The 24,192-nt window shown below is 43.0% G+C and carries 32 protein-coding genes; 4 read left to right on the top strand and 28 right to left on the bottom strand.

The features are described 5' to 3' along the window. The 8 genes from Xkoz_RS17835 to Xkoz_RS17800 all read right to left on the bottom strand — a co-directional run. Positions 1-165 (bottom strand): Mov34/MPN/PAD-1 family protein (locus Xkoz_RS17835; protein WP_208615298.1); only part of this gene is annotated, 165 nt, incomplete at its 3' end. 64 nt (positions 166-229) lie between these two features. Beyond that, on the bottom strand, positions 230-886 hold the full coding sequence (locus Xkoz_RS17830; protein WP_167386620.1) for a DNA translocase FtsK: 657 nt from the start codon (positions 884-886) through the stop codon (positions 230-232). A 97-nt stretch (positions 887-983) separates the two neighbouring features. After that, positions 984-1,721 (bottom strand): phage minor tail protein L, encoded by a 738-nt coding sequence (locus Xkoz_RS17825; protein ID WP_099143304.1) that lies wholly within the window; start codon positions 1,719-1,721, stop codon positions 984-986. After that, a complete protein-coding gene (locus Xkoz_RS17820) occupies positions 1,718-2,065 on the bottom strand; it encodes a phage tail protein (RefSeq protein ID WP_167386619.1) in 348 nt (115 codons plus the stop codon). Before Xkoz_RS17820 ends, Xkoz_RS17825 begins: the two co-directional genes overlap by 4 nt. Positions 2,066-2,139: 74 nt before the next feature. After that, entirely contained in the window at positions 2,140-2,772 is a 633-nt protein-coding gene (locus Xkoz_RS17815; protein WP_099143303.1) for a hypothetical protein, read from the bottom strand. 175 nt (positions 2,773-2,947) lie between these two features. Next, a complete protein-coding gene (locus tag Xkoz_RS17810) occupies positions 2,948-3,532 on the bottom strand; it encodes a BRO-N domain-containing protein (protein WP_099143302.1) in 585 nt (194 codons plus the stop codon). Positions 3,533-3,807: 275 nt separating this feature from the next. Continuing rightward, positions 3,808-4,530 carry a phage antirepressor KilAC domain-containing protein gene (locus Xkoz_RS17805; protein WP_099143301.1) on the bottom strand — a complete coding sequence of 241 codons (723 nt, stop codon included), beginning with the start codon at positions 4,528-4,530 and terminating at the stop codon, positions 3,808-3,810. 69 nt (positions 4,531-4,599) lie between these two features. Continuing rightward, positions 4,600-4,764: an Arc family DNA-binding protein gene (locus Xkoz_RS17800; protein ID WP_099143300.1), complete on the bottom strand. Its 165-nt coding sequence runs from the start codon at positions 4,762-4,764 to the stop codon at positions 4,600-4,602. Positions 4,765-4,882: 118 nt separating this feature from the next. Here Xkoz_RS17800 and Xkoz_RS17795 point away from each other — a divergent pair, with 118 nt between their 5' ends. Next, complete coding sequence (locus tag Xkoz_RS17795; protein ID WP_099143299.1) at positions 4,883-5,119, top strand: Arc family DNA-binding protein; 237 nt, start codon at positions 4,883-4,885, stop codon at positions 5,117-5,119. A gap of 92 nt (positions 5,120-5,211) precedes the next feature. Here the strand turns inward: Xkoz_RS17795 and Xkoz_RS17790 are convergent, their stop codons facing one another. The 5 genes from Xkoz_RS17790 to Xkoz_RS17770 form a co-directional block, all read right to left on the bottom strand. Beyond that, entirely contained in the window at positions 5,212-5,502 is a 291-nt protein-coding gene (locus Xkoz_RS17790) for a helix-turn-helix domain-containing protein (RefSeq protein ID WP_099143298.1), read from the bottom strand. Positions 5,503-5,504: 2 nt separating this feature from the next. Further along, a complete protein-coding gene (locus Xkoz_RS17785; RefSeq protein WP_099143297.1) occupies positions 5,505-5,816 on the bottom strand; it encodes a type II toxin-antitoxin system RelE/ParE family toxin in 312 nt (103 codons plus the stop codon). 108 nt (positions 5,817-5,924) lie between these two features. Beyond that, positions 5,925-6,779, bottom strand: coding sequence for a hypothetical protein (locus Xkoz_RS17780; RefSeq protein WP_099143296.1), 855 nt, complete (start codon positions 6,777-6,779; stop codon positions 5,925-5,927). A gap of 48 nt (positions 6,780-6,827) precedes the next feature. After that, a complete protein-coding gene (locus Xkoz_RS17775) occupies positions 6,828-7,712 on the bottom strand; it encodes a hypothetical protein (RefSeq protein ID WP_099143295.1) in 885 nt (294 codons plus the stop codon). Between the two features lie 176 nt (positions 7,713-7,888). Then, positions 7,889-10,726 carry a phage tail tape measure protein gene (locus tag Xkoz_RS17770; RefSeq protein WP_099143294.1) on the bottom strand — a complete coding sequence of 946 codons (2,838 nt, stop codon included), beginning with the start codon at positions 10,724-10,726 and terminating at the stop codon, positions 7,889-7,891. A 175-nt stretch (positions 10,727-10,901) separates the two neighbouring features. On the opposite strand from Xkoz_RS17770, the gene Xkoz_RS17765 reads away from it, so the two are divergent. Continuing rightward, entirely contained in the window at positions 10,902-11,543 is a 642-nt protein-coding gene (locus Xkoz_RS17765) for a hypothetical protein (RefSeq protein ID WP_099143293.1), read from the top strand. Between the two features lie 94 nt (positions 11,544-11,637). On the opposite strand, the gene Xkoz_RS17760 is transcribed toward Xkoz_RS17765, so the two are convergent. The 14 genes from Xkoz_RS17760 to Xkoz_RS17695 form a co-directional block, all read right to left on the bottom strand. Beyond that, positions 11,638-12,396 (bottom strand): KilA-N domain-containing protein, encoded by a 759-nt coding sequence (locus Xkoz_RS17760; protein WP_099143292.1) that lies wholly within the window; start codon positions 12,394-12,396, stop codon positions 11,638-11,640. A gap of 174 nt (positions 12,397-12,570) precedes the next feature. Then, on the bottom strand, positions 12,571-12,843 hold the full coding sequence (locus Xkoz_RS17755; RefSeq protein ID WP_099143291.1) for a DUF1799 domain-containing protein: 273 nt from the start codon (positions 12,841-12,843) through the stop codon (positions 12,571-12,573). Between the two features lie 29 nt (positions 12,844-12,872). Then, positions 12,873-13,172, bottom strand: coding sequence for a phage tail assembly chaperone (locus tag Xkoz_RS17750; RefSeq protein WP_099143290.1), 300 nt, complete (start codon positions 13,170-13,172; stop codon positions 12,873-12,875). Between the two features lie 43 nt (positions 13,173-13,215). Further along, positions 13,216-13,872, bottom strand: coding sequence for a phage tail protein (locus Xkoz_RS17745; protein WP_099143289.1), 657 nt, complete (start codon positions 13,870-13,872; stop codon positions 13,216-13,218). A gap of 48 nt (positions 13,873-13,920) precedes the next feature. Next, positions 13,921-14,322 (bottom strand): phage tail terminator-like protein, encoded by a 402-nt coding sequence (locus Xkoz_RS17740; protein WP_099143288.1) that lies wholly within the window; start codon positions 14,320-14,322, stop codon positions 13,921-13,923. After that, positions 14,319-14,900 carry a hypothetical protein gene (locus tag Xkoz_RS17735; RefSeq protein ID WP_099143287.1) on the bottom strand — a complete coding sequence of 194 codons (582 nt, stop codon included), beginning with the start codon at positions 14,898-14,900 and terminating at the stop codon, positions 14,319-14,321. The genes Xkoz_RS17740 and Xkoz_RS17735 overlap by 4 nt, the downstream gene beginning before the upstream one ends. Before the next feature lies 1 nt (position 14,901). After that, complete coding sequence (locus Xkoz_RS17730; protein ID WP_099143286.1) at positions 14,902-15,255, bottom strand: hypothetical protein; 354 nt, start codon at positions 15,253-15,255, stop codon at positions 14,902-14,904. A gap of 2 nt (positions 15,256-15,257) precedes the next feature. Next, complete coding sequence (locus Xkoz_RS17725; protein WP_099143285.1) at positions 15,258-15,734, bottom strand: DnaT-like ssDNA-binding protein; 477 nt, start codon at positions 15,732-15,734, stop codon at positions 15,258-15,260. Between the two features lie 59 nt (positions 15,735-15,793). Then, positions 15,794-16,798, bottom strand: coding sequence for a phage coat protein (locus Xkoz_RS17720; RefSeq protein WP_099143284.1), 1,005 nt, complete (start codon positions 16,796-16,798; stop codon positions 15,794-15,796). A 17-nt stretch (positions 16,799-16,815) separates the two neighbouring features. After that, on the bottom strand, positions 16,816-17,523 hold the full coding sequence (locus Xkoz_RS17715; RefSeq protein WP_244183501.1) for a hypothetical protein: 708 nt from the start codon (positions 17,521-17,523) through the stop codon (positions 16,816-16,818). Positions 17,524-17,610: 87 nt separating this feature from the next. Further along, positions 17,611-18,732, bottom strand: coding sequence for a structural protein (locus Xkoz_RS17710; protein WP_099143283.1), 1,122 nt, complete (start codon positions 18,730-18,732; stop codon positions 17,611-17,613). A 3-nt stretch (positions 18,733-18,735) separates the two neighbouring features. Continuing rightward, positions 18,736-20,112 carry a DUF4055 domain-containing protein gene (locus tag Xkoz_RS17705; protein ID WP_099143282.1) on the bottom strand — a complete coding sequence of 459 codons (1,377 nt, stop codon included), beginning with the start codon at positions 20,110-20,112 and terminating at the stop codon, positions 18,736-18,738. Between the two features lies 1 nt (position 20,113). Next, positions 20,114-21,685: a terminase gene (locus Xkoz_RS17700; RefSeq protein ID WP_099143281.1), complete on the bottom strand. Its 1,572-nt coding sequence runs from the start codon at positions 21,683-21,685 to the stop codon at positions 20,114-20,116. After that, positions 21,682-22,242, bottom strand: coding sequence for a terminase small subunit (locus Xkoz_RS17695; protein ID WP_099143280.1), 561 nt, complete (start codon positions 22,240-22,242; stop codon positions 21,682-21,684). The genes Xkoz_RS17700 and Xkoz_RS17695 overlap by 4 nt, the downstream gene beginning before the upstream one ends. Positions 22,243-22,271: 29 nt before the next feature. Here Xkoz_RS17695 and Xkoz_RS17690 point away from each other — a divergent pair, with 29 nt between their 5' ends. Together Xkoz_RS17690 and Xkoz_RS17685 are read left to right on the top strand one after the other, a co-directional pair. After that, on the top strand, positions 22,272-22,490 hold the full coding sequence (locus Xkoz_RS17690) for a YodC family protein (protein ID WP_099143279.1): 219 nt from the start codon (positions 22,272-22,274) through the stop codon (positions 22,488-22,490). A gap of 23 nt (positions 22,491-22,513) precedes the next feature. Next, positions 22,514-22,774, top strand: coding sequence for a DUF6953 family protein (locus Xkoz_RS17685; RefSeq protein ID WP_422646068.1), 261 nt, complete (start codon positions 22,514-22,516; stop codon positions 22,772-22,774). A gap of 335 nt (positions 22,775-23,109) precedes the next feature. Here the strand turns inward: Xkoz_RS17685 and Xkoz_RS17680 are convergent, their stop codons facing one another. Beyond that, a complete protein-coding gene (locus Xkoz_RS17680) occupies positions 23,110-23,805 on the bottom strand; it encodes a KilA-N domain-containing protein (RefSeq protein ID WP_099143277.1) in 696 nt (231 codons plus the stop codon). Positions 23,806-24,192: the final 387 nt, after the last annotated feature.

Genomic DNA, 24,192 nt, shown 5'->3' with positions numbered 1-24,192 from the left:
GTAATCCGTGGGGTGCAGACTGAATTGTTCTGTGGGTGAGGGAGCCGTGTTGCGACAGCGGATATATTGCTGTTTGCGGCTATTTTGAATCACCAGACCGCAGCATTCATTGGGGTATTCGGCCTGCGCGTGATCCATGATGGCTTGGGTAATATGTGGGCGCATATGAGTTCTCTGGGCAATAAAAAACCCCGCACGAGCAGGGTGTATAGACAAATATAGCAGTAGGCTACATATTTAAATGCTCTAAATAGTATGTGTCTTTATTTTTGTCATAACGAACGGTGGCTTCAAATTGTGTTCTTATCATGGCACCAAAACTATTTTCAGCATCAACATAACCAATAAAGTTAAATTTACACTCCTTTGGCTGAGAAGATTTAACATCATAATAGCTAGCGAACTTAGCCGTTGATGGGGCTTTTAAATGTGTTGATATAAATTTTTTTGCGTAGATGTATGCTGTCGTATCATCTGAGCAGTAATCTGTTTCTGGAGCAGAAGAATTACCCGAACAAGAGTGGAGGACTGCTATCATAATAATGAAAATAACCACTCCAATAATCCATCCCAAAAAATTCGTTACTAATACCTCACTGTTACTATTATTGGTATTAATTATGTTGGCTTTTGGGGTTGATTTTTTTCTTCTTCTTTTCTGCGCTTCCGTTACTAATGAAGTAATAACTTTATATCGGGAAGTCTCATTATGAAACTCCCATATAACTATTTCCATTTCCTCCATTTTCTCCAATAACCGAGTCGCTCTGTTATAGCCTATATCGAAAAAATCTTTTATTTCATCAATCGATATATATTCTTTGGCTGCTATATAATCGACTACATCATCGAATAATAGATCAAGTTCTTCATTGGTTGGATTCACCCGCCTCACCCTCCAAATATTTAAAATATCAATGCATATTACCCCTTAGATATTTTGATAGCCAGATGTAAGGAATAGCAATATTAATATTGAATGATCACCGCCTTAACAAAGCAGAGCCGGAAAACCCACCAAACGGCAATTGTGCATCTTCTCCATGTCGGCTTTTGCAATCACTCATTAAGCCACCACATGCATCTTTAGAGGGATCATCAGTTGGATTACCATTCTCATCAAAATATCGATTCCCTGTATAGTTGCAAGGGGATTTGCGATACAGTCCTCGCATACACCATGTGCAAAGGCTATGAATCTGACGGGTTGGGATTTGAATCCCTTGCAGGTCAGCGGGTGAAGATAAGGCAAATTGGATAGTTTCATTATCTTCATGGGTTTTACTGTCGATATAGAAAACATCGATTTTTTCCTGTGTCGGATCGGCTTCTGGGTTCCCGTCGGGGAAATTACGGGCATCCAGATAATGCGCAAAGGTCATACGGATGGTAACCCGTGCCTGAACCATATTTTGATACGCCAGACATAAGGCGCTGATCGTGCCATCGAGGTTGGCAACGCTGAGTGTGGGGGATACTGTCCGACCATCACTGTTTACTTCCAACCCCTCAATGTGGACAGGCCACGGTTTATATTCCACCCCCTGCCACCAGATTGATTTAATCGGCAGGTCGTCCGGGTTTTCCAGTTCCGCTTCTGTGTAAGGAATGGTGTGATTATGAAAGTACAATTCTGGCCCACCAAAGGCCGAGCCATCGACCGAAAACAATAAAATCTTATGCCCCACTTCAAGGCGCTGGAGATCTGCATTAATAGTCATGCGCTGAATGTCTGTTCAAAAGTTGCTGATACTTTCATGATGCCTCCCGCCATAGGGGTCATGGTGATTGAGTCAGATTTGACTCGATACAATCCCTTTTCACCAAACGGAGGTCTCCAGATAAATGATTTTGCCGTGTGATTACGAATAAACTGAAAGATTGGAACCACTTCTTCTTTTGCTCCTAAATAAGAATAAGGCCATGATTGCGTTTCGGAATTAATTCCATCAGCGACGACCTGTTTGTAACCATCACCAAACTCAATTGATTTAACTCGGTGTTTAAATTCACCACTGGGAGAATCTTGAATTTGAGTTCGCCATTTAAATTCTTCGATAGCCATATAAGTACCTATAAAAAGAAAAACCGCAGTTAAGCGGCGTTAGATAGCAAAAAACCCGCTAGAGTGCGGGTTAGTTAGTTATTCGGGAGAGCTATTCTCGATATTATGGCTAGCCTATTCATGTAATGTTCTGCATTACCCCATAACCAAGACTGATAGTAGCCCACTTCATCTTCATTAGATATTTGTCTAACTTCACCACTCATTACGTCGTAGCCGTAGACATACAATCTATATTGTAATGCTTCATACATTCTAGCTTGCCAGAATGACATGCCCTCAGTTGTTTGATTTACATCAGAAGCTACAACGTCATAGCTTTTAATCAGGTAATGGAAGAATATTTTTGAAGCCAAGCCAATTAGCGCAGCGTTGTGTGTAGGTTTTTTCGTGCGCCAAATCAATACTTGTGATACGGGTCTACAATTTAACTCTACGTCATTGGTTATTATCACTTTATTATAATAAACCACTTCATTAGTGATATCGCATAGCAATGCCAATTCAAAATGAGTTCTACCTAATGTTAGCCTGTTATCAACCCGAATTAGTCGATATCCCGGAGGTAGAATCAGTTCGTCAACGTCCTTTACTATCTCGTTAGCCAATGGATTAAGAACATCATACAGAGCACGATTGCGCTCAGACTCATTAAGGTGACTGAAATCAGCAGCAACTTTATCTATATTTTCAAGATGTAACGGCATACCGTCCCCCTCACCAAAAGATTCAATATTTAGCTCATTGATAATATTCCTTGAGGTGATATTAGTCCACTTGAACCTAAGGTTCAATAGCATTGGCTATATTACTATTGTTCTGTTGACGATTAAAATGCATCAAAATATGTCAGTTTTTAGCCGTCCGTGGCTTGGGGTTAGTTCAGTAGCTAGCCTTTCGCTCAAGGCCATTTTTAAGGGCTAAGACAGGACCGCTCACATTACTAAATGCCCCATTAAACGCATGCGCTATATCAGGTGTTAAAACAGATAAATGCGGATTGAGGGTATCCCAAGCATCTTTGAGGTGCATTAGGTTTTTATATAAGGCATTGGCGTTTCTGAGTTCAGATGACAGATCTATATTTCCACCTTTCTCAATTTCTCGATCCAGTATATCCAGCACCCATTTACGGAATTCTTTAGCAACACTCGTCTTTGAGAACATAGCAACCAGATGAGCGCCTCGAAGTGAGAAGATGCGTACCGTTTTCTGTAAATTATCTTCGTAACCCTTTGATTTTTCCGAGACACTCAATTTGAGGGTCTCGGTCATAGCTGGGGTAAACTCATCAGAATTACGCTCATAAATTTGGTTAACTGCATCTGATTTTTTGTACCCAAGCGCCTTAGCCAACTCAACAGCGGTAAACCAAACCTTGTTGGCATGAGATACTGGATTAAACACAGTGCTACGAAAAGTTAACTGCTTAGTGTTATTCGTTTTGCTAATTGCTATACTAGTCATGTCTATTCTCCCGTTAGAGTGGTAGACGTTTTATAAGAAGCCCCTGACTATTCCTAGTAGTCGGGGGCTTCGCCGTTTTTAGCGAATCTATTTATCTCGTGATTGTAACGTTTTGTAAAGGTAAACAATCGAAATTTGCGAGTTGCCTCGAATATTCAACCAGTTACACACGTATTACGAGTAGTTTAGTATTGTTATATCTGGTAATCACTGTTAAATTGGCCGTTTCTGTCAAAACGATCAGTATTTGATCGCTGCCCTTGACCTTCAAATCCTTAAGCTGCTTCTTTCACACTCAACATCTTAGCCAGTTTGGAAATGCCTTTCGGAGTGATGCGAACTTGAGATACTGTTTTCTCTTCACCATCAGGCTTAATCACAACAGTAACCTTATGCTCAATTAACCTCTGCTGGATTTTTTCTTGATAGCCAACCCAAGGGGTTCCCATGCGACGGTAAATCCATTTGTTATGACTCATCAGGTCAAACAATGACTTTGGCTTTACCTGTAACTGTTTTGCAGCATCCGTTACACACATAGAACCGTCTGATTTTGCGATACGCTCCAGTGCTGCAACATCCGGTTTCATTTCTTCGACCTTGTGCTCAAGTTCCGCTTTCTGTTCTGCTAAGTCAGCGGCAAGGCGAAGTGCTTCTGGTAATGATTGGGGGATTTGAGGTTGCGCGATACCCGTTTCCAGTTCACGCCAGCGTTTAGCAACTTTGTGTCTCAATTGGACTTTGTAGCCCATAACAAGAGTCATTGTTAAATCTTGGTCTAAATCAATGGACTCTATAATATCGCGACCTTTGTAAGTGCCGCGGTTAATAGAAAACCCTTTAAAATCATTAAAGTCCAAATCTGGACTATAGATTTCTAGATCAGTTAACATTTTCTCAATGTCGCGTACTACATGCTTGTGTTCTTTTCCTGTCAGTTCCGCGATCTCACGGCTTGACATAGTGACAGCTTGTGTTGCAGGTGCTAAAATTTTCATAGCGTTATTTCCTTGTACATATTTAACGTTACTGGAACCTCGTCGGTGGCAGCCTTCGAGGTTTCGCCTTTATTGCGCATTTAAAACCCCATCCTCTTTCAGGCTGCGCTCTAACCTTTTAACAACTTCACTATTGAGTGACCTCCCTTCTTCTTTTGCTACCATTTTTAATACTGCTTTTAGAGAATCCGGCATTCGGATGCCAGTTGGTGCTATATTCCTTACCTTTTCCATATAACCTCACTTTAGCTACATCGTGTAATGATTACACAATCATTACATCGTGAGCATATCATGTCAAGCATTTTATGAGTACATTGTGTAACTATATTCAGCTCACAGAGAATTGGTAATGAAGATAAGAGACATAGCACCGTTTGGTGTCAGAATGACATCTGAACTTAAAGAGCGGCTACAAGAAGAAGCCAAGAAAAACGGAAGATCACTGAATGCTGAAATAGTTAAACGACTTGAAGGTTCTTTAGGTGACATCAATCAGCAAAGCCTTGAGCATAGGGCGGACTTTGCAGATAGAATCAGAGCGCTGGAAGAAATGCTTTGGAACTTAAAACACGAGATAGAAGATTAAATTTCTAACTTCCTCCAATGGAGAAAAAGCCCACTGTAGGCCGCCCGGTGGCATATCATCAACAAAAAAGCCCCATAATGGGGCTTAGTAAGCTACATAGATAACGCCTTTAAGACATGAACCGGATCTTTCTCTATTGCCTTTAACAATGCTTTTGCAGGTCCTGTTGGTTCTCGTCTTCCTTGTTCCCAATTACGAAGGGTTCCAACATTAACAGAGATTAATTTAGCAAACCCCGTCTGGCTCAATCCGGTTGCCTGACGAATGTTTTTTACTTTCACTGCCTCAATAATGGTCTCACGAGAGGCGGCACGTTCGCCATTCATGATTTCGTTCATCTGTGTCATGCTTTCAGTGAGTCTGGAAAATAATTTACTGTCCATTGTTACCACCCCTCATTTAATGCTCTCAAGACTTTCTTTTCTGACTCGCTAAGGTCATCTTTAATACCTTTTTTATAAATCAGAAGCAGCCTTATATGTGAGACATCGACCTTGTGATAATAAATGACGCGTACACCGCCACGTTTACCTTTACCTCTGGATGCCCATCTAACTTTACGTAAGCCCCCAGTGTGCTGGATAACATCACCCGCAGCGGGATTGTCTGCAAGATATTGCTGAAACTCGCGATATTCATCATCACTTAACAGCTCTTTACAGTCTTCGGTGAATATATGAGTCTCAATGAATATCATGTTTCAGTGCGCCATTGGTGTATGTATAGAGTGATAATAGCACTCTTATTGTATAAGTCAATGGCGTATGACGTGAGAGTTTGGATAGTAAAAAACCCTGTAGGGCTGTTACTTATTGTTATTATCTGTTAATGCATTATTCCAATACTTTATTTTTCTGATAAATGATTCATGAACTTCACTGGGCAGAGTGCGCTTTATTGTGGAGATCTCATCTTCAAAGTCTTGGTGCACGTTCATTGAGTCTGGAGATTGAATAAAAAATGATTCAACTAACTGTTTCACTCCGTCATCATTTATCATGAAGCCGTCTCTTTTCTTTATAAGAAGATCTTCTATGTTAACCGCTTTTTTTGCGGCATCCACAATAGGGTCTACCTTGACCAAGTCAATGTTGTGAAGCCAGTATACATACCTGTCTTGAAATTGTTTCTGAATTGCTTTTGGCAACCTTTTATTAAGGCTCTCTATTTCCGATTGATAATGAAGCTCTATCTCTTGAGTGTCCTTGTCTATATTTGCTTTTATCAACGTTTCTGATAGCTCCTTAACCCTATCATCTATTAACTCTATCCCATCCTTCCTTCTTTTATAAAAAAACTCAGAAGGGACACTAGATGGCTTAAATTTCTTAAGGGTTATTTCTTCTATTTTTTCCTGAACATCACTGCCGCAATGCTTGCATTTGAACGCTTCAACGTTGATCTGTTCTGCACAAAATGGACACTTCATTTGATTGTTTTTACTATCACTATTAAGAGTTTTCTTTCCTCCAAAGATAGCCAACAACAAACCACACAAAACGACAAAGCAGCTAATCAACAAGATATTTTCTCTTTGAGCCACCAACCCGATATTATTAACCCTTCCACCATATCCAGTTGCTACACTTACATCCATATTAAATGATGCAAAAACAGCAAGAACACCAATAACCAGAAGGAATATTCCAAAGCTTTTCATCCCTACCATCCTCATTTAATTAATCTTGTTTATGCTAAAACGGCTCTCTCATAATTTTTCATCTACGGCAGGGATAAAGTTGCTATTTGGTTGATAAATCATCTTAATCTCTATGTTTTTATTATCTTGAAACATGAATATAGTTGATATGGAAGAAAAATCATCGGACAACCACAACGCATGTCCATTCATTGCTTCTTCGGATGTACCTCTATTTTTATTAATGGCAGAAATTAATTTATTCCTCAGCTTATTGCTTTTGGGTAATGAAAAACTTGCCATTACTAAACGCTCATTGTAAAAGCACATCTCAACATTGGCTTTTACTCCCATTAATGAATAGTCGGATTTATCAACATTTGAGCATGCTGCACCATCTATCCTTGGCTTATTATCTTTGGCCTTGGCATAAATGGAGCTATATGGCTGCTTGAAATCTATACCACCAATAATATTGATAAATTCAACATTATCTTGATATCCAGCAAACCTTAATCCATGAGGGTATAGCTCAAACTGAGTTGCACCTTTTGATTTTAATGGAATTTCAATAAAAACACGCTGTGAGAGTCTAAGAGAGTCTGTAACAGCATGATATTCAACAACATTTATAATTCTTTTGTTCTTTCCTAATATGATGATGGGCAATTCGTTGACTCGCCCATCATCATATTTTATATACCCAATACAAAACTCCTCTATACCACAATCCGCCTCATCGCCGCCGATAATAATTTTTATAGAGTCCGTATTTTTATTATTAATGCTAGTCGCTAGTAGTGCTATTTTTATTCCGTTATCATTTTTTTTACTATGCAAGGTTGCATAATTAATAGTTTTCCCTCGCATCTTATCGAGGCTTTCCTCGTATTTCCAACCAGCAAAAGAGCTAAAACTTACCAAAAATAGCATTAGAAAACTTATTATCTTCATCTTTTCCTCCCACTTTAATCAGATACATGAATCTTAATCAAAGTATGGTGCAAAATGAAGCAAAATGGACAGTTACAAGTCGTAATGTGATCTACACATAAGCATATATTCTCATTTGCTTTATGGTTACATCTCAGCCCAAAGCCACCAACTCGGTGGCTATTGATTAATAATTTCTACCGTCTACCACTAGCCGCTCTAATGATCTTATACAAATCACCACCATCGCGGCTTTCTTGAACTAACACAGACCTTATTTTCTTCGTCAGTGATAGCTCTGCTGCCCGTGCATCGATATTTGAAGCGGTAGATTGTTGTTGCTGATTTTCTACATGAATGCCGCCAAGATTGACCTGAACTCCACCAGCGGGCGCAGGTTGCATCCCGTACATCCTTGGTGTCGGAGTGTTTACTGTCATTGGCTGAGAGCCACCAACATGACCACCGGAAGCATAGCCACGTTTGGCGCTATCCATTAATCTATATAAATTATCAACACCTAAACGCTGAGTTGATTCTTTGGTAAATACAAATTCGCCGCCATGAACTACGCCTTTTGGCTCGTATTTGCCACCATTTCCGGTGTAACCTCCTCCAGCAAATCCAAACCATGTCTTACCAAACTCAGTACCACCAAACGCCGCTTTCATGGCTTGCAACATAGCCATTTGCATAAGCATTTTGGTAATCATGCTAAGAATTGACTTAGTAAAATCGCCAAAGTTAGCCTTACCAGTGAGAAGAAAATCAGACAGAGAGTTGCTCATACCAGCAAATGCTGCTTGTGAGATTTGAGCAACGTTGCCATAGGTGTTAGTGGCTTGTTCTTGGAATTCAGCAAAGCCTTTTTGAATGCCTTTTTCCCAGTTACCCCTCAAAGCCTCTTCTTCTTCGAAATGTTTCGTTAACGCATCTTTTTCTTCTGGTGTTTTGGCTTTCCCTAAAGCTATTTCCTGCTGATAGACTCGGTCAGATTTACCAGCACTATCAATTAATGCTTTTGTGCGCGCATTAATTTCATCAATCCTTTTCTTTTGCTGATCTAGCTCCCTGTTCTTTTGTTTTTGCAGCTCAACTTCATCACCAACTATTGCCAAAGCACGCTGAGATTCAAGAATGGTGTCCTTTTGTAGGAGGAGTGACTTTTCTCCCTCTGTCAATTTACGTTTGCCTTGTGCCTCTTCCAGAATGGCAATTTTAGATTCCATATCCCACAGCTTTTTGCGCTCAGAGCTAATTACATCATTGACTGTCTTGTGCTCTTTAAGGACTCGTAGCTGAGCTTGTAGAGATAGTAGCGCTTGGCTTGCGGCTTCATCAGCACGAGTGCCCGCATCAACTTTATATTTAGATCCTTTTCCAGTGCCGGGCATTTTGCGGTCACGATGCACATAGTTGATCTGCTTCTTAGCTTCTTCGTACTGCTCCTTAGTTAGTGCGTGTTTTCTGGCTTCCAGTTTTGCCAGCTCCTCGTTACGCCTAGTTTCCCGACTTGCATATTTATCATGGTAATATTGGCGAATCTTAAAATTTTCAATCTCTATCTGCTCGGCGTTCTTTTTAGACTGCTCCCGTGCATTTTTGATATCAATTTGAAACTTTTCTTCTTTGAGAGCCTCTATCTCAGTTTTAAGTCCGTCAATCCTGTACTTTGGAGTGATGAATAAATTACTAAGGTTTTTAAGTAACTCTTCTTTTTCGCGTATTTGTTCATCTAGCGTGTTTTTTCTGCCTTTATTGAGCATTGCATCCCAAGCCCATTTAGCTGCGTTTTGCACTCCCAGCCATGCAGATTCAAGATACCCCAGATTTTTAGCTATATCGTTTGCACCATCGTTGATAGACTGCGCATACGCATCGATGGCTACTCTAGCCGCTTGCGTTTTATTGCCTTGTAACTCCAATGTCCTGATTTGCTCCAATTGAGCAGCGGTTAAATGGTGATTGGCCTTTTCCAGTTCCAATGACATTTGTAACGGCTCATCCTGTAACCGTTTAAATTGATTTATTGTCGTATCAACCGCCTGACCAGTAATGTAATTCATCTGCGCCGCTGCTTTAGCGATACGGGATATCTCATTATCTCTGAATAGCCCTGTACCAACGACGCTTGCAATAGATGCAGCCATTTCAGACCGAGCAATGCCGCTCCCTGCCATAACGCGAGCCATTTCATTGAGCTGTGAAGCGGTTTTATTGGCGTAATTACCTGTTAAAATAAGCTGCTTATTGAATTGGGTGAATTCCTTTTCTGCTTCATAAGCGACCTTGGCAATGCTTCCTACCCCTGTAATGACGGCGCCAATCGCTCCACCACGCAATAGTCCACCCATTCCCATTGAGCTGGCAATGTTTTTAAGCCCATTAATAACCGACTTATTTTTTCCACTTAAGTTACCAGTTTCCTTGCTTGTTTCTTTTAGCTTGTTGATATAAATCTCTGCCGCAGAACTAACACCTAATTGCGCTGCTCTATGCTTCAATAATTCATTACGACTGAGATTTTGTGTTGCGAGCTGATCTTTTAATCTGACAAGGAACGCCTGACCCGCTGCGGATTGTTTCGCATCAACATCTGCTATTTGTTTCTTTTTGCCGATAATGTCAGAAAGAATATTGCGGTAGGAATCAAGATCTAACTTCTCTGACTGTCTGGCTTTTCTGGCTTCCGCCTGAATCTTGGTTAACTGTTCTGTCGCGGTAGCGTTGCGTTTAATAGCATCAATCTGTTTGAAAAACGCCTCAGCGACTTTATCTTGTTCCGCTGCAAGAACTTTTGAGGCTGACGCGGCTTGCCGCTCTTTAGCTGCTAACTCCGAAACACTTCGGTGTATCCGGTCAATCTCTTTCGCCATAGCAGCAGAAGCCGCAGCGTTCTTTTCTGACTCGTTGGATAACTTATTTGTGGAATTACTGACCTTATCAGCGGCATCTTTAAATGAGTTTAATTTCTGCTCACCCCTCTCAAGGTCAGAGGTGTTAACCTTTAATGAGATAGTTGCTACATCAGTCATTTCTCTTTCCTTCGGACATAAAAAACCGCAAAACTAATTACCGTTTGCGGTTATTAATAAGGTCTTATATTGAATGCGATCATGCATTTTACTTTTTGAGCTTTATGTCCTGTTCCATTGATTGTAATAATGATTGGTTAATAAATTAACTATTAACCAGACAGGAACTGTAAATATGTTAGTCATTTCATCATTTGAAATAACTGAGTCAGGAAGAAGAAGCCAGCCATGGGGAAAAACTGTAGATGCAGTAAGAGAAGGCCAATACTACAATTTCAGAAAAAATCCCGAGCTTATTGAGACCTGCCTAGAAGATTTTTATCCATATTCAGAAAAGAAAGCTGTTCAAGATTTCTACTCATTTCTCAAATGGATAAATAGTGAGGAATCAGTTTTAGAGAGCACCGATTGCCTGCTATCAGGTGCACCATCGGCATCTCATGACGTTGGGCTATTTCTCTGCACTCACTTATTAAACGGAAGATTCGAGTTCTTTGTCCGGGATTATCAAATCAATGCAATGAAAGAATCTGTTATTTGGACTTTTGATAAATTATCTCTTTATCTTCAGCTTGAAGGGGCTGAATTCAAGAAAGGCCTGTTCAGAGTGGAGCCCCTCATAACAGACTACATCATCAGCACAAAAGAGCAGCTCACCGGATATCGTTTCTGTATCCAGTTTTATGCTTACGGGAATGGACTCGATGATACGTGGCGGTCTCTTGCTTGCACGTTCGAGAACCTGTTTAAAGCCATCAGAAGGCTTAACGCTGATATGATCAGCGGGAGACCTGAACCGCTTTTTAAAGCTCTCTAAATTTTTCATATTTTATCCCGTTAATAAACTAATACTTAAATAACTGCAGGTCACAGACGGCCTGCTTTGTTATATAAAAACCTCCCGAAGGAGGTCATGCGACTTGTGGGTAAATTAATTTCATCTGGCCTTTTATGTTGAATGCCGTCATGCACCTGGCTTCGAAGTCTTTGTAATCGACACAGCTATTTGCAATGTTGGTAACAGCAATCATTTGAGCTTCAATGGAGCGTAGCGCTTTATCTTTTAGAAATTGATGGATTTTTTCACCGCTATCCTTTGCTGATTCCTTGGCTGACTCATAGACACAAGCAGGTAAAGCGATGCCGTAAACCCATTTAGCAGTAATTTGCCCAAACAACGCAGGAGAGCCACCAACATGTCCGAAATAGGGAAGACTGGTCATTTTGGATAGCGCTTGATAGTACGGTTCTTGAAAGCGTTTTTCCCATGTTGTTGGTTCTTGGTAGGTTAGCAGTCCGATCACCTGCTCTTCTGTCAAGGTCAGGTTCTGAGCCATCAGCATGTTTTTGATATGACGATCACACGCTCTGGCAAATTTAGGGGACAGCCAGCGAGCAAATTCAATGATCAGTTCTGGGTGAATCCAAGTACCGCCATGACGCCCCTTTTTCACATCAACTAAAAGTCGGGAAATCCCGCCTTTAGAATTTATTACTTCTATATCAATCTCTTCGCCAATTTCTTTTATATATTCTTTGGTTGAATCCAATCTCAACCAATCAAATACCTTTTTCCCAAAATGGGTGGCAGCAGTAGTTGCGTTTACCCAGCATTCATTACTAAATGGAAACAATTGCTTGTCATATTCCATTGGAATTATTTTAATCATCGTAAGATGCCTTCAGGTGATAGAGTCTGTTCACGCAGGAATGAGCGACCCAAGACGGTACGATGACAACCATCGCCCACCCTCAGACTCGTATCCCTCAAGACTCTTGGTTTTGCGCCCGTGACAGCGCCAGAAATGAAAAAACCTCCACTGGGGAGGTCTTAAAAGGAGTTGTTACTTCTTATGCATGACTTCGAGCGCCTTAACTTCCATCACCCGAATATCGTCAAATACGGTCGCTCTGTCTTTGATGTTGAGGTAATCCATGACCTGATTTAGCGGGGAGTAATCCAGACCTGTAGCGCCGTTCACGCCAACACGCCATTGTGTCCGCATGGCATTAAACGTCAGATACGAATCCCATACATCAGGCCATACCGCCATATCATGTTCGTCTGGAAGGAAGCCAAAGGCTCGCTCAAAATCAGCGGCATCTTTTGCACTCATTCCTCCATACAATGCCTCAGCGACCGCGATTAGTTTTTTTCGCGATTACCCAACAGTTCGTTGTAATAGGTCGTGGTAATTGCTGTTGTTGCTGACGGATAATTATCAAGCAACAATTTTAAATTTTCGGCGTTATAGGGTTCCTCTATCGCCCAGCCAGCAACAATTTGCTCAAAGAATTCCTGAGCTGGCATTTCACGCATTTTATCCAGTTCGCTAATCGGTTTGTGATGGAATGTGAAAGTAACGACTTCCGGTTTTTGCCCTGCTACAGGGATCTGAACGTCTGCTTTGAACTTAGGGTTAGGAACGAGCGTAAACTTAGCCATGTAAAAAATCCTCAAAAGAAAGCCCCATCATTAGGGGCTGTTATTATTCTGCGTTGGTATAAATCTGCATGTCAGATTTGAGAGAGAAACGGGCAGTCACATTTTCTACTTCGTTCATTGCCGTGTTGGGGACGCGCTGGAACGACACGGACGCGGTGTAATAGCGGTCTTCTGCTGCACGTTTGTTATAGAAGCGAATGGCGGTAATCTGCTTGCTGTCGTCCAGCTTCATGAGTAACTTACGGATAGCTAGTTTGGCGTCATGGGCGAAGGTGTAAACCTGAACAACACCATTTTTATAGGTATCGATAGTTTCCGCTTGTTCATCTTCCAAGAACTGAACTTCTTGCGTTTGCTGCTCACCACCTTCCGTAGACAGCGTCATTACCTGTGGCATGACTTCCCATGCCAGCACTTTCTTCAATGAACCCGCACCGCCGCCAGCAGGGAATGCATTCTTATCTGTCGTATCTAAACCTTCCAGTGTGATGCTTTTTTCAGCCGCAACCTTGACGCGATAAACACCGGATGCTTTCTTCCAGCCGGAATTGACATGCACAATGTCACCTTTAGTAATGCCAGTAGCGGACTCAACTGTCAGTACCGCCTCTTCTGCATTGGATGCGGCGGAGAACTTAACTTCATCCCCGTACTTACTTGCAATATACACACGGGAACCATTAGGGATGTTATAGGCCATCGTTAACCTCTTTTATGCATAAAAAAACCGCCAACATGGGCGGCTGTATTATCGAATTGCGTTACATTGATAGGATATTCGTATGGGGATGGTGTAGTTAGCACCATCCTGTATGGCGGGATAGATATTCGGCTCATCATTGAGGTATAACGTGTCGGTCAATGACAGCCCGTTTTGTAGGAATTCAGTTACTCGATCAGCAATATCCGCCAACGATGAGTCACCGGAACCAGATTTGCCCACCACATTCACCTGAATCACACCACGGAAGACAGGCATATCCAACGACAACCCAATGTTTTGTGTCGTCGCAGGCATAATGTGCAATTGGAGGTACGGATCATTGATGTCATTGAATGGCATGTTAGGCCACGCTACTTTCAGTCCTTCTTGCCTGGCAAACTTACCAATGTGAGAACGAATGGTTTCATTTATCGTTGATTGATTCATGATCCTGTCTCCACAGCAGCCTCGCTAAAGAACTTCTGAAACTCTTGCGCTGTCACAGCGACCATCCCACTTGGTGCTTGTTTCGAATGTCCCATTTCAAGGCGATAGGCATAAGGCACTACGTTTGAGAAATAGACCGCTTTCACCCCAACCTTGAATTGCCCAATAACCAAATCACCGACCGATTTAGTCATATTGCCGCTTTTATCAATGCGCCCTGTCTCTTCGGAAGGAACTTCATCAAAGGTTACTTGCCAATTACCCCGAAACCGGCCGCCTGTGTATCCTGATGGGGCTTTGATATCCATGGAATCATGCACGCGAGCGCGTTTTTTTAACTGACGCTTTTTTGGAGTCAGATTGTTGGGGTCTAACCGTTGCTGATCATTCCAATCATGAACAGCTCGGTTATATTCGCGCGCTGTCCGGTTGACCGCCCACAATTCAGGGTTGCCAACGGGCGACATAATGACCAATCGTGACAGTATTTTGATAAACGCCCCCCTTGATACGGCTTCAATATTACCTTTGGCTTTACTCACAAATGCATCAATCGATGCCATGAACGGATCTGCCATATTACCCCCTCAATTGAGACTGATAACACAACACAATATCGGCGGGCTTTATCGGGTTAGGCTCAATAATCCTCAGCCAGACATCATCAACCAATACCTGATCACCTTTCTCTATTGCCAAATCAGGCGAAAACACCATCTTGATATCAGTTGACAGTATTAACGAGCCGTCTATTTCGTTAGGGTTATACTTGGTTTTTACTCCAATGCTTCCGAACTGCTTCCCCGGCTCATGATGCTCTTGACCTTCATCATCAACCCAATGCTTGCCATCCCGTTTAACCTGAAATTTAGCACCGTACTTTTTGAGTAACCGTTCGGATGTTTTTTGCATTCGTGGATAGAATTTCGCCATCTCTACCCCCTAAATACTTTAAATGTTGCACCACCACCAGACAGAAAACCGCGCAATAGAGAGTTAAACCAAGCCATATTCGGTACACCTGAGTTAGTTCCTTCTGTGTATGTAACCGATACTGCGCCACTGACAGCCTCAGACACCACTTCACCACCGACTGTGGGGGTCAGGTCATACTCCAACGAATCAACAGCCAGTCGGCACTGCGCCTGAATTATCGGTTTGGGGATAACCTGATCCGGTACTAACTCACCATCGACATAAATTCCTGCTCTTGGAAACGCCAGTAGTTGATTTTTGTTAGCCTTACACCCTTTCCACTGTTTAGTAGCTAGGTAGTCCATCGCCTGAAACAAAAGAGGCGGCAGGGCACTATCATCAGGCAATGAATAGCCACGCTGAACAGCAAACTGCTTCAAATCTGCAACACTGGCATAGCTGTTAAACGTTGGCGAATTTTTATCTGAATCAATCACGCTCACCTCAAAATAAAAGGGGCGATAAGCCCCTGTGAATTATTCGTCACTTACCTGATTTACTCAGCGTTTTTGACTTTTGTATTGCCAGAATTGGGCTTGCCACTCAATACCGCTGCAAACGGGACGTTTTTACGGTCAAACTTACGCTGCCAATTACTCGCCTGAGCAATGTCAGTTGTCGACGGTGTTTTGTTTGGGTCTTCCTCACCCAACCAACTAAATCCCGCTGGTTGTAGGATAAACGTTTTGCGTTCCCACAACACCTCGGCACCCCCACCATTACCGCCAGAGGCTTTACGGTCTAGCTCAACCGGGGTATGAGGATTACCACTGCCATAACCAAACGCGCCGCCGCCGAAGAAGACGGTCAGATAGCGTCCGTCTTCATGCCTCAAGCTGTCATCCATGAAGATGGGTTTGCCCAGATACGTTTGCAGAATAACGCGACCCTCTGAATCACGGATAGTCTCAATCAGGTTCTGGGTAGCCATCTGTTTCATGACAACAGAATGAACACCGATAGCGCTGAATGTGTCAGCCGCATCACCCGCAGTGAAAGCGGCGTCAATCAAGTTATTGGCTGAGATTTCATTGCCACCCTGAATAACCATGTCGCTGTTATCGTTAGCGATGTTGCTGCCAATAATTCCACGTGCAGTGCCGATAAGATAGCGTTGCCACTGACGAGTCCAGTAAGTACCGAATCGATTACGGATATGAGCCATCGGTTCACTGTTTGCCAATTCTGCCGCCAAATCAGCCACACCATAGCCTTTATTCAGGAACAATACGCGAGATTTCAGGCTGGATTGGCTGGCTTTCCCAACCTTACCAATTTGGTCAGGATCGTCTGAGGTTGCGTTAGGCGCCTCGTTCGCATCTAAATCATTCCAGTAGTTAATCGTTGCTGTTCCCTGGCTATCAGATGCGATAGCATCCAACTGAGGCAAACGAGTAATAATGCCAGACTCAAATACAGCGGTTTTTTCTGGGCTATTCAGTGGCGTAATTGCTTGATAATAGTCACCACGGAAAATATCGGATAAACGGGTTGTTGCCATTATATTTCTTCCTTACATTACTGAGTTTTTTGGAGGCGTTTAAATTCCTCAGGATCTTCATCAAATAAACGAATGCGCTCTGCTTCCGTGTAATCGTGCCAAGTTTTACCGCCGCCCCTGGTGACAGTATGGCGCTGCTGACCCTCACCGCCGGTTCCCGTCGCCTTGCTACCGATAACAACAGGCGCAAAAAGCTTATTGCCACGGAATTCTTTCTCTAAATCGTCAATAGTCAGCGCAGAGGGCTTGCCCTCACTATCCACAACTCGTGTTTTGCCATCTTCAACAATTAGACGTGATTTGATATGTGGAAGAAGTAGCGCCGCACTATCCCCTGCCAATTTAGCCGCCAATGACTGCGCAACGTTATCCACCAGCAAAGTGCGAAGATTAGTGTCTTTAGCTTCAAGTTGGTCCAATAACTCTGTTTCACGTGCGGTGAGTTTTTCAGACCAACTTTTTTCCAGTGCCTCGATGTCCCCATTTTTGCGGGCTTGTTCTTCTGCGGCTTTCTTCGCTGCATCTTCCGCCTGACGGCGTTTTTCCTGTTCTGATTTCTTCTCAGAAAGCAGTTCATCCACCTTCTTTTGCAAACCAGAGACGTCAGGTATTTCAGGCATCCCTTCGATCTGTAACTGATATTTGTCACCCTGCACTTTGTACATGGCTTTTTGTTCATCAGTTAATGCCTCAAACTCTTCTTTTGTTAATGCAAACTTAAACATCGTCAACCTCGGGTTTTGATGATGCAGTCACTGACTGCGGACAATAAAAAAGGCCACCGAAGTGACCTTGTAAATTTTGTGAGCTGATTATGCATAACCGGCTTCTCTGAATGCGTGTTCATCAATCTGCCTGAGTTTATCCAGTGAAATAAACTCGCCCTTATCTGTGTAAAACTGCGAAGGATGCATACCACCCTCTTTCATCAGCCGGAAACGCGTTTCGCCAAACACCTGCGTCTGTCGCCATTCTGATTGTCTCTGTATCCACTCAAGGAATGTTGTATTCTCTGGCACCTGACCATCCATTGAGGCTCGTGTGCCAGCGTCCATCTCATCTAAATCAATACCTAACTCTCGCCAAGATTTAGTAACTAGGGTTTCAGTAGAGCGGCAATTGAAATGAATTTTACCGGGTCCTTGCTTATATGGGATTTTGTGCCCTATCGGCTTACCTTCGAGTGTGTACCTCAGTCTATCCCTGACAATGCAATCGTGAGAGGTTTTATTATCCAGCGTAGAGAGCCACTGCTTGCAATCGAGAATATCTTTATTGGATTCTGCAAATTGGTCTCTCGCGGTGGCTTGCAGATGATTAATTGCCGTTTTTGCTATCGTAGTTGCATTAGCCCGACTCATTTGCAACGCGCCGTCTTTATGCCCTTGATTGGCATGACCTCTAATCTTTCGACCAATCTCAATCGCACTCTCACCGTTCAAATAACCATGGCGAACTGTATTATTTATTCGGGCTATTCGGTCTTTTTCCAGTCCATCAGCCCATTCGGATAATAACTTCCCTTGAAACGGACGCGCCATCACCGATGAGTACAACATTTCTTCTGTCACAGCTACCAGTGGGTATCGCCTCAGAATGGCATCAGGCAATAGGGAGTCAAATAGTGACGGATAGTAGCCAATTTCATAGCGGACATGCTCCAGCATTTCACGGGATAACACAGAAAATGCGCTCTCAACCGCATTTTTATTGATTATCCTGACACTGAATAATAACGACTCCAATCGCCTCATCGTGAAACTGTCAGCGTCAATACTGACACCCTCTAGCGCGACAATTAACGATGTCGTTAACTCTGCGTCAAATTCGTTCAACGCCTTAACCATCCTGCGAGCAACGCCCGTGCTATAACGACCAGAAAACAGTGAGTGAGCAATCAACTCGTCCATTATCAGTTCATTGATGGATTTCATTTATCACTCCAGCATTTCAGGCTCTTTGTTTCTTAACTGATCCTCAATATCTTCCGGGCTTTCATCTTGTGGAACAATATTGATACTTTGCAGATACCGGATGAAATCAACCTTCCTCATCTCACCGGACTGGACCGCAGATAATAGAGTAGAAATGGCCGCAGAATCCAGTTGGGCAATTTCATAGGTTTTACTTAATTCAATCGATGCTTCACCCACGCCCGCAAACTGGATACAGAACTGCAACGCGCGATTAAATGCCTGCTCTACGTTACCCGCGCACAGGGATAAAATGGAATTATCTGTTTGTGCCTCGTTTTGTGCCTGTGTTGCTGTTCGTGCAGAGGTGCCGCGCTCAATCAATTTAGCGCCCAGCATTGCCATTTGAGTTTCCCGTCGTTCCGCCACGGTTATCTGAATATTCCTCTCTTCTGGCTGGGCGAATTTCATATCACCCCCCTTGGGCAGCAACACGCCACTACGCGAGCCAACAGTAAATCCGCCAGAGAAATATTTATCTGCCCAGTTATCATCAAGGCCAGTTAACGCAACCATCGGCTGACCGACTGTGTGCGCTGACTCTGCGATATCAGCCTCAGCCTGATAATGTTTAATATTCACATAGGCTATATCTGCTAACGGCGGCGCATCCGGTGTGTGGTCATTATTCATTGAGCCAATCCACGACCACGGTAGCTCTGACAGCGAATTGCCGTTAGCGTCTTTAAGCTCCACCCACTCACCTGCGATTAAGTCGTCGTCTCGATACCAATTGCGAGAATAGGCTTTATTATTGATAATCCGTAACTCAACCCAACAGTCGATCATTTGCAACTCAAAATCATCAGATTCTCTAGGCTCCTGATAATGCATAACAACCAATGACGTCTTACCATTAGTCACACGCCAGTTAATGATTTGTTTTGCTGTGAATAATCGAATGTATGGACGCCCTTTTTCAGCCTCTGACTGAACGCCAGCACCCGAAAAATCAGTTAGCAATCCAGCGCGCCCACGTTGTAAAACTTGAGAAAGTGAATCACGTATCATCTGTGTTAGCGGCTGACCTTCGCCATTGATATCCCCTTCCAGATACTCAATGCCATCCGCAATATCAATTTTGACCGGTTTATTAAAGGCAATGCCCAATAGCCCCAATAATGTTCGCCCTGTGGCATTAATGAACGACGCACGGAGCAAGTAACGCTGATAACGCTCATTGCTAGGATCATCTTTGGATTTCTTATCTGCCGGATGCGGTAAATACTTTTCACCCCGACTCTTAACAACTCGCTCGCCATCAACGCAATCGCCGATCATGTTCCACTCAGGCAAAAACTCATTGTACGCTGGATGTTTATAATCAACGTTTGTATTCATGTTAGTTCCAGTTGAAATTGATTGATTTGGTGAGCCGTTGCGGTTTATGCAAAACACGATATCGTGTCGCATCCCAATCGTGATCTTCCTGTTCAGTATCAACATCATCAGGGTTCTTAGAATCACGAACCAATACAGGTACACGGCTGATCCACCCACGACAGTAGTCAAATACATAAAAAGCGGGCTTTTCTGGCATTTTTGACTCTGACTTCTTACCTTCTATGACGGCCTCCAGCATATCGGCAAAGAGAGACGCGCCATTAACGCGAGAGCCGGGCTTTTTGTTGGACTCCAGCCACTTAATGCCTTGCTTTTCCATTTTTTGCGCAATGGAGTCTTCGTTATCGCCCGTGTTGAATATCGAACTATCCGCTGGGCCGGAAATCACCTTTTTACAAATGCCTGGCATGATATTTAACTGACCTTGCGTCTTACCGCCCTGCTTAAGTTCATCAGGTTCTGTGGCATCTTCGCCAGTCAGACGCTGATCAATCCACTTTACGCCCTTGGCAACGTTTGTAGACGACATATTCAGTCCTTTGTTAAGTTCATCCGGCGGGCAACCGTACCATTCACCAATTAGAATTAGTGAACCCGCAGGAGGGCAGAACTTTCGGCCATCCGATAATGTTGCCTCAGTTCCATCTGATTCAGCCCACCACAAATTGGCAAACGGTTTTGACTCCCCCCAGTCATGAGAGCGGTCAACAGTCCAACTATCAGGAATTCGAAACGGCTTAATAACATGATGCGTTGCATTCCAAATGTGATCGAACCGCCCGCCACTTGTCACATCCCATGAACCTTCAGCCCACGCTTTTCTTCGGTTTGGATCTTTGATGCTCATCAGGGTAGCTATGTACTGCGGGTCTAAATATGGGTTTTCTCTAAATGATCCATGAATAGCGACGCGGGTTAGTGTTATGTCTTCATCTTTTTCAGTCTGAGGATTAAAAACCTTTTGTGTTTCTCTAATCACGGTCCCTCTTGGGGCTGGTTCAATAAATCGCCTTTTCACCCATGTATGACCGATGCCGAACGGGTTAGTTGTGCTGAATGTCTCAAGCGGGATGGGCTTTAACAGCGAACCGTCTTCTTTGGGGTAATCCTCCGGCCTAAATGATGAGCGCCGACACGAGAACATGGCTTCATAAAAATCAGCCGATTTCTGTTTGGTTAATTCATTAAACCCAATAAACGGGAATTCCTGTCCGTGATAATCCCAGTAATCATCCGCTTCTTTACCGAACCGAAATAACAACTCTTCACCTGTCGCCCACACCCAACGTAATTCCGATGCTGACGCCAAGAAACGAGCGCCATCTTTAAACAGACGGTACATGCGCTTTGATTGCGTGATGATGTCGGCAAGGTTTTTGTATTCCGTATCGAATATGACACCGCGCCAAAACGTGCCATAGCCAACACCAACATTGCGCCTAAAGCGGGCAAGTTGTGCTGCTGTTTTACCGGGGCCGCGTGTGCCCTCATACAGTATTTCATTGCAAGGGCAGCTCAATGATAATGATTGAGAGCCGGGTAATGGCTTCCATACTACGTTGTAATTCATCCACCTAATACCTCACCTTGTTGCTGTTGTGCAGCCCTCTCCCAATCATCTACGTTGGCGCATGACGGAACTGGCATAATGTTATGCGTAGCCTCGACCTTCTGCTCAACTTGCTCTTTGAATGCCTGAACTTTAACGTGCTTACCTAACAGCTCAAGGTTCTTGATTTTATCCGGCCACTTGATTTTCTTGAGTAACGCTGTGGTGTCTTGTGAACCCATTTCAACCACTTCCATACCGGATAGCGTGGTACGCCAGACTTTAGGCCAGTCTTTTATTTGCTTTAAGTCACCCATGTCGGTAAGAATATCCAGAACGTCCATCTGGTCGATATCAACTAAACGCTTGAGAACATAATCAGCGTTAACCGCCAGCTTCTCATTTCGTTCGTTCATTAGTTCTTGAATTCGGTTTTGAATGTTAACATTCATTAACAGGCGACTTGCTTGTGCTGCGGCTGTACTTTCACTGTACCCCGCACGAATAGCCGCTTGCGTGGCATTTATATCTACGAGGTACTCACGACAAAACATATCTTGTTTATCTGTGAGTGCCATGATTGTTCCCTAAAACAAAAAGGTGATTTATGAGTAAATCTAAAAATCCTAGAACCCCTAATTACAAACTCGGTGACCGTGTTTATTTAAATTCAGGCGGACCAGAAATGACCATCAGTGATATAGAGCTCCAGATAAGGACTGATGAGTTTACTGGAACGTATAGGTGCCAGTGGTTTGGCGGAAAGAAATTAGAGCGTGGTACATTCCCTGAGGAGTCGCTGACACAAACAAACCCAAAGTCATAAACCCAAATACAGAGAAATTATCCATCTCTGATGTTTCCGTTTGGATGATGTCCACCCTCTACAATGACGGGTGCCTGCATCAACAAGACGTTGTGGACTATCTTGTAAAAGAAGGTAACGAACATCATCTGAAAGAAAACGCAGACGGAAATTTAGCACTATCAACTAAATTGATTAATAAATTTAGAATTGATAGTGGTGATTCTGTTGTTTGGGTTAAATCGGATAAATACTGGCGTTTCAGAGTAAATGAAGATGAAGATGGACGCGAAGCGCGAGGCTAAACTTTTAAGCGAGACAATTCTCGCTTTTTTGTTGTCCCATGTTCCATTTCCCCATATTCAGAACAAATAACTACCTCGGTTTATATAACCCGCTATTCGGGCGAGACCACTGAAACCAAAAACCTATACAACCCTCTATCAAGTACCCGTTTTCAGGTGCTTTGCAGAATTTTGTAAAATAGGATGAGCGAAAAATTTCGCTGATTGGAACTGAGCAAAAAGTTTGGCTGAGTGGCAAACCAAACTGAGGACCTCGACGGCATTCCCATTTTACTAATGAAATCAGTCCACTCAATTTTGAGGAGGCTCTAATTTCGGAGCCTCTTATCGCAACATCAAGCCGCCAACCTGTGTAATTCTTCCAGTAATGGCTTCTTATGATTCTTCTCATAGATGCCGGTCAATGTGTGTTTTCTTTGCTCGTAGTCCCAGCCCATTGAGATAAATACGGTATTGGCTCGCTGCAATTCAGTGATGCACCGCATCTGTTCTGGTGTCAGGTAATCACGGATAGGCTCTTTCCTATCGATGTCATGATGGACACGGAATTTAGCCGCTGTCATACCTAATGCAATACGGTTGATTAAATCAGCTTCATTACTGAAATGATGCGGAGCGATGGTTTTGCCTTGCTCCTCTCTGGATTTTTTCACGGCATCGGTCATGGGTTTGTATTCCAGCCTTGCAGTATCTCTATCCTGCTTGGCTTTATATTCACTCATGATGACAGCATCGAATTTTCTAATCACGTGTAAATGAAATTCAGGACTGATCCACATGGCATAGGCATAAACCAACTCTTTACAGGCGTATGTCCCGCCATTGCGGCCTTCGATAGAAACTATAGGATTTCCTAGAGTTTCCTTTTTAAGCAAATCTACCAGACCTTGTGTTTGTTGATTGACATTCCACAAGCCGGGCTGGTGCTTTGCTTCACCACCAGAGGCCTTATGGAGATCATTCAATCGGTAACGACCTTGTTTATCGGTGCTGATTTTTACGCCGTTCAATATGATTAATGACTTACCCATAGGGTTTAGTTCCTTTTAGTGATAAACCTTGCGCTCAGGAATCACCAGCCCAAAGAGGGTTAACCAGACCACTACTGGTATTCCTCAAGGCTTATCCTGAAAGGTTCTTTGGTATTTATGCGTCGAGCGGGACGCAGTGAAATGCAGATACAAAAATGCCACCAGCGTTAACTAATGGCAGTAAGTGTTATATAGATCACTTTTTATACAGACTGATTGGATATAATCGCGGAGCGATTACAGAGAGAAACTATTTCACCGACACTGCGTTCTGACATACTCCTGTAGCCCCAGCATCATTTGCTCTGAGGTGGCAATGTGTTCTTTCCAAGCGATTTCTTGGCTATAGAAAAGAAGTAGATAACCACTTCTTTCATTACAGGAACA

Source organism: Xenorhabdus kozodoii (genome assembly GCF_002632875.1).
Taxonomy (GTDB): Bacteria; Pseudomonadota; Gammaproteobacteria; order Enterobacterales; family Enterobacteriaceae; genus Xenorhabdus; species Xenorhabdus kozodoii.
This window is presented reverse-complemented; position numbering and strand designations above follow the sequence as displayed.

Excerpts from the sequence above, each read along its gene's own strand:
- Xkoz_RS17825 (WP_099143304.1), bottom strand. The coding sequence starts at position 1,721 with ATGACTATTAATGCAGATCTCCAGCGCCTTGAAGTGGGGCATAAGATT.
- Xkoz_RS17820 (WP_167386619.1), bottom strand. The coding sequence starts at position 2,065 with ATGGCTATCGAAGAATTTAAATGGCGAACTCAAATTCAAGATTCTCCC.
- Xkoz_RS17815 (WP_099143303.1), bottom strand. The coding sequence starts at position 2,772 with ATGCCGTTACATCTTGAAAATATAGATAAAGTTGCTGCTGATTTCAGT.
- Xkoz_RS17810 (WP_099143302.1), bottom strand. The coding sequence starts at position 3,532 with ATGACTAGTATAGCAATTAGCAAAACGAATAACACTAAGCAGTTAACT.
- Xkoz_RS17805 (WP_099143301.1), bottom strand. The coding sequence starts at position 4,530 with ATGAAAATTTTAGCACCTGCAACACAAGCTGTCACTATGTCAAGCCGT.
- Xkoz_RS17800 (WP_099143300.1), bottom strand. The coding sequence starts at position 4,764 with ATGGAAAAGGTAAGGAATATAGCACCAACTGGCATCCGAATGCCGGAT.
- Xkoz_RS17795 (WP_099143299.1), top strand. The coding sequence starts at position 4,883 with ATGAAGATAAGAGACATAGCACCGTTTGGTGTCAGAATGACATCTGAA.
- Xkoz_RS17790 (WP_099143298.1), bottom strand. The coding sequence starts at position 5,502 with ATGGACAGTAAATTATTTTCCAGACTCACTGAAAGCATGACACAGATG.
- Xkoz_RS17785 (WP_099143297.1), bottom strand. The coding sequence starts at position 5,816 with ATGATATTCATTGAGACTCATATATTCACCGAAGACTGTAAAGAGCTG.
- Xkoz_RS17780 (WP_099143296.1), bottom strand. The coding sequence starts at position 6,779 with ATGAAAAGCTTTGGAATATTCCTTCTGGTTATTGGTGTTCTTGCTGTT.
- Xkoz_RS17775 (WP_099143295.1), bottom strand. The coding sequence starts at position 7,712 with ATGAAGATAATAAGTTTTCTAATGCTATTTTTGGTAAGTTTTAGCTCT.
- Xkoz_RS17770 (WP_099143294.1), bottom strand. The coding sequence starts at position 10,726 with ATGACTGATGTAGCAACTATCTCATTAAAGGTTAACACCTCTGACCTT.
- Xkoz_RS17765 (WP_099143293.1), top strand. The coding sequence starts at position 10,902 with ATGTTAGTCATTTCATCATTTGAAATAACTGAGTCAGGAAGAAGAAGC.
- Xkoz_RS17760 (WP_099143292.1), bottom strand. The coding sequence starts at position 12,396 with ATGATTAAAATAATTCCAATGGAATATGACAAGCAATTGTTTCCATTT.
- Xkoz_RS17755 (WP_099143291.1), bottom strand. The coding sequence starts at position 12,843 with ATGAGTGCAAAAGATGCCGCTGATTTTGAGCGAGCCTTTGGCTTCCTT.
- Xkoz_RS17750 (WP_099143290.1), bottom strand. The coding sequence starts at position 13,172 with ATGGCTAAGTTTACGCTCGTTCCTAACCCTAAGTTCAAAGCAGACGTT.
- Xkoz_RS17745 (WP_099143289.1), bottom strand. The coding sequence starts at position 13,872 with ATGGCCTATAACATCCCTAATGGTTCCCGTGTGTATATTGCAAGTAAG.
- Xkoz_RS17740 (WP_099143288.1), bottom strand. The coding sequence starts at position 14,322 with ATGAATCAATCAACGATAAATGAAACCATTCGTTCTCACATTGGTAAG.
- Xkoz_RS17735 (WP_099143287.1), bottom strand. The coding sequence starts at position 14,900 with ATGGCAGATCCGTTCATGGCATCGATTGATGCATTTGTGAGTAAAGCC.
- Xkoz_RS17730 (WP_099143286.1), bottom strand. The coding sequence starts at position 15,255 with ATGGCGAAATTCTATCCACGAATGCAAAAAACATCCGAACGGTTACTC.
- Xkoz_RS17720 (WP_099143284.1), bottom strand. The coding sequence starts at position 16,798 with ATGGCAACAACCCGTTTATCCGATATTTTCCGTGGTGACTATTATCAA.
- Xkoz_RS17715 (WP_244183501.1), bottom strand. The coding sequence starts at position 17,523 with ATGTTTAAGTTTGCATTAACAAAAGAAGAGTTTGAGGCATTAACTGAT.
- Xkoz_RS17710 (WP_099143283.1), bottom strand. The coding sequence starts at position 18,732 with ATGAAATCCATCAATGAACTGATAATGGACGAGTTGATTGCTCACTCA.
- Xkoz_RS17705 (WP_099143282.1), bottom strand. The coding sequence starts at position 20,112 with ATGAATACAAACGTTGATTATAAACATCCAGCGTACAATGAGTTTTTG.
- Xkoz_RS17700 (WP_099143281.1), bottom strand. The coding sequence starts at position 21,685 with ATGAATTACAACGTAGTATGGAAGCCATTACCCGGCTCTCAATCATTA.
- Xkoz_RS17695 (WP_099143280.1), bottom strand. The coding sequence starts at position 22,242 with ATGGCACTCACAGATAAACAAGATATGTTTTGTCGTGAGTACCTCGTA.
- Xkoz_RS17690 (WP_099143279.1), top strand. The coding sequence starts at position 22,272 with ATGAGTAAATCTAAAAATCCTAGAACCCCTAATTACAAACTCGGTGAC.
- Xkoz_RS17680 (WP_099143277.1), bottom strand. The coding sequence starts at position 23,805 with ATGGGTAAGTCATTAATCATATTGAACGGCGTAAAAATCAGCACCGAT.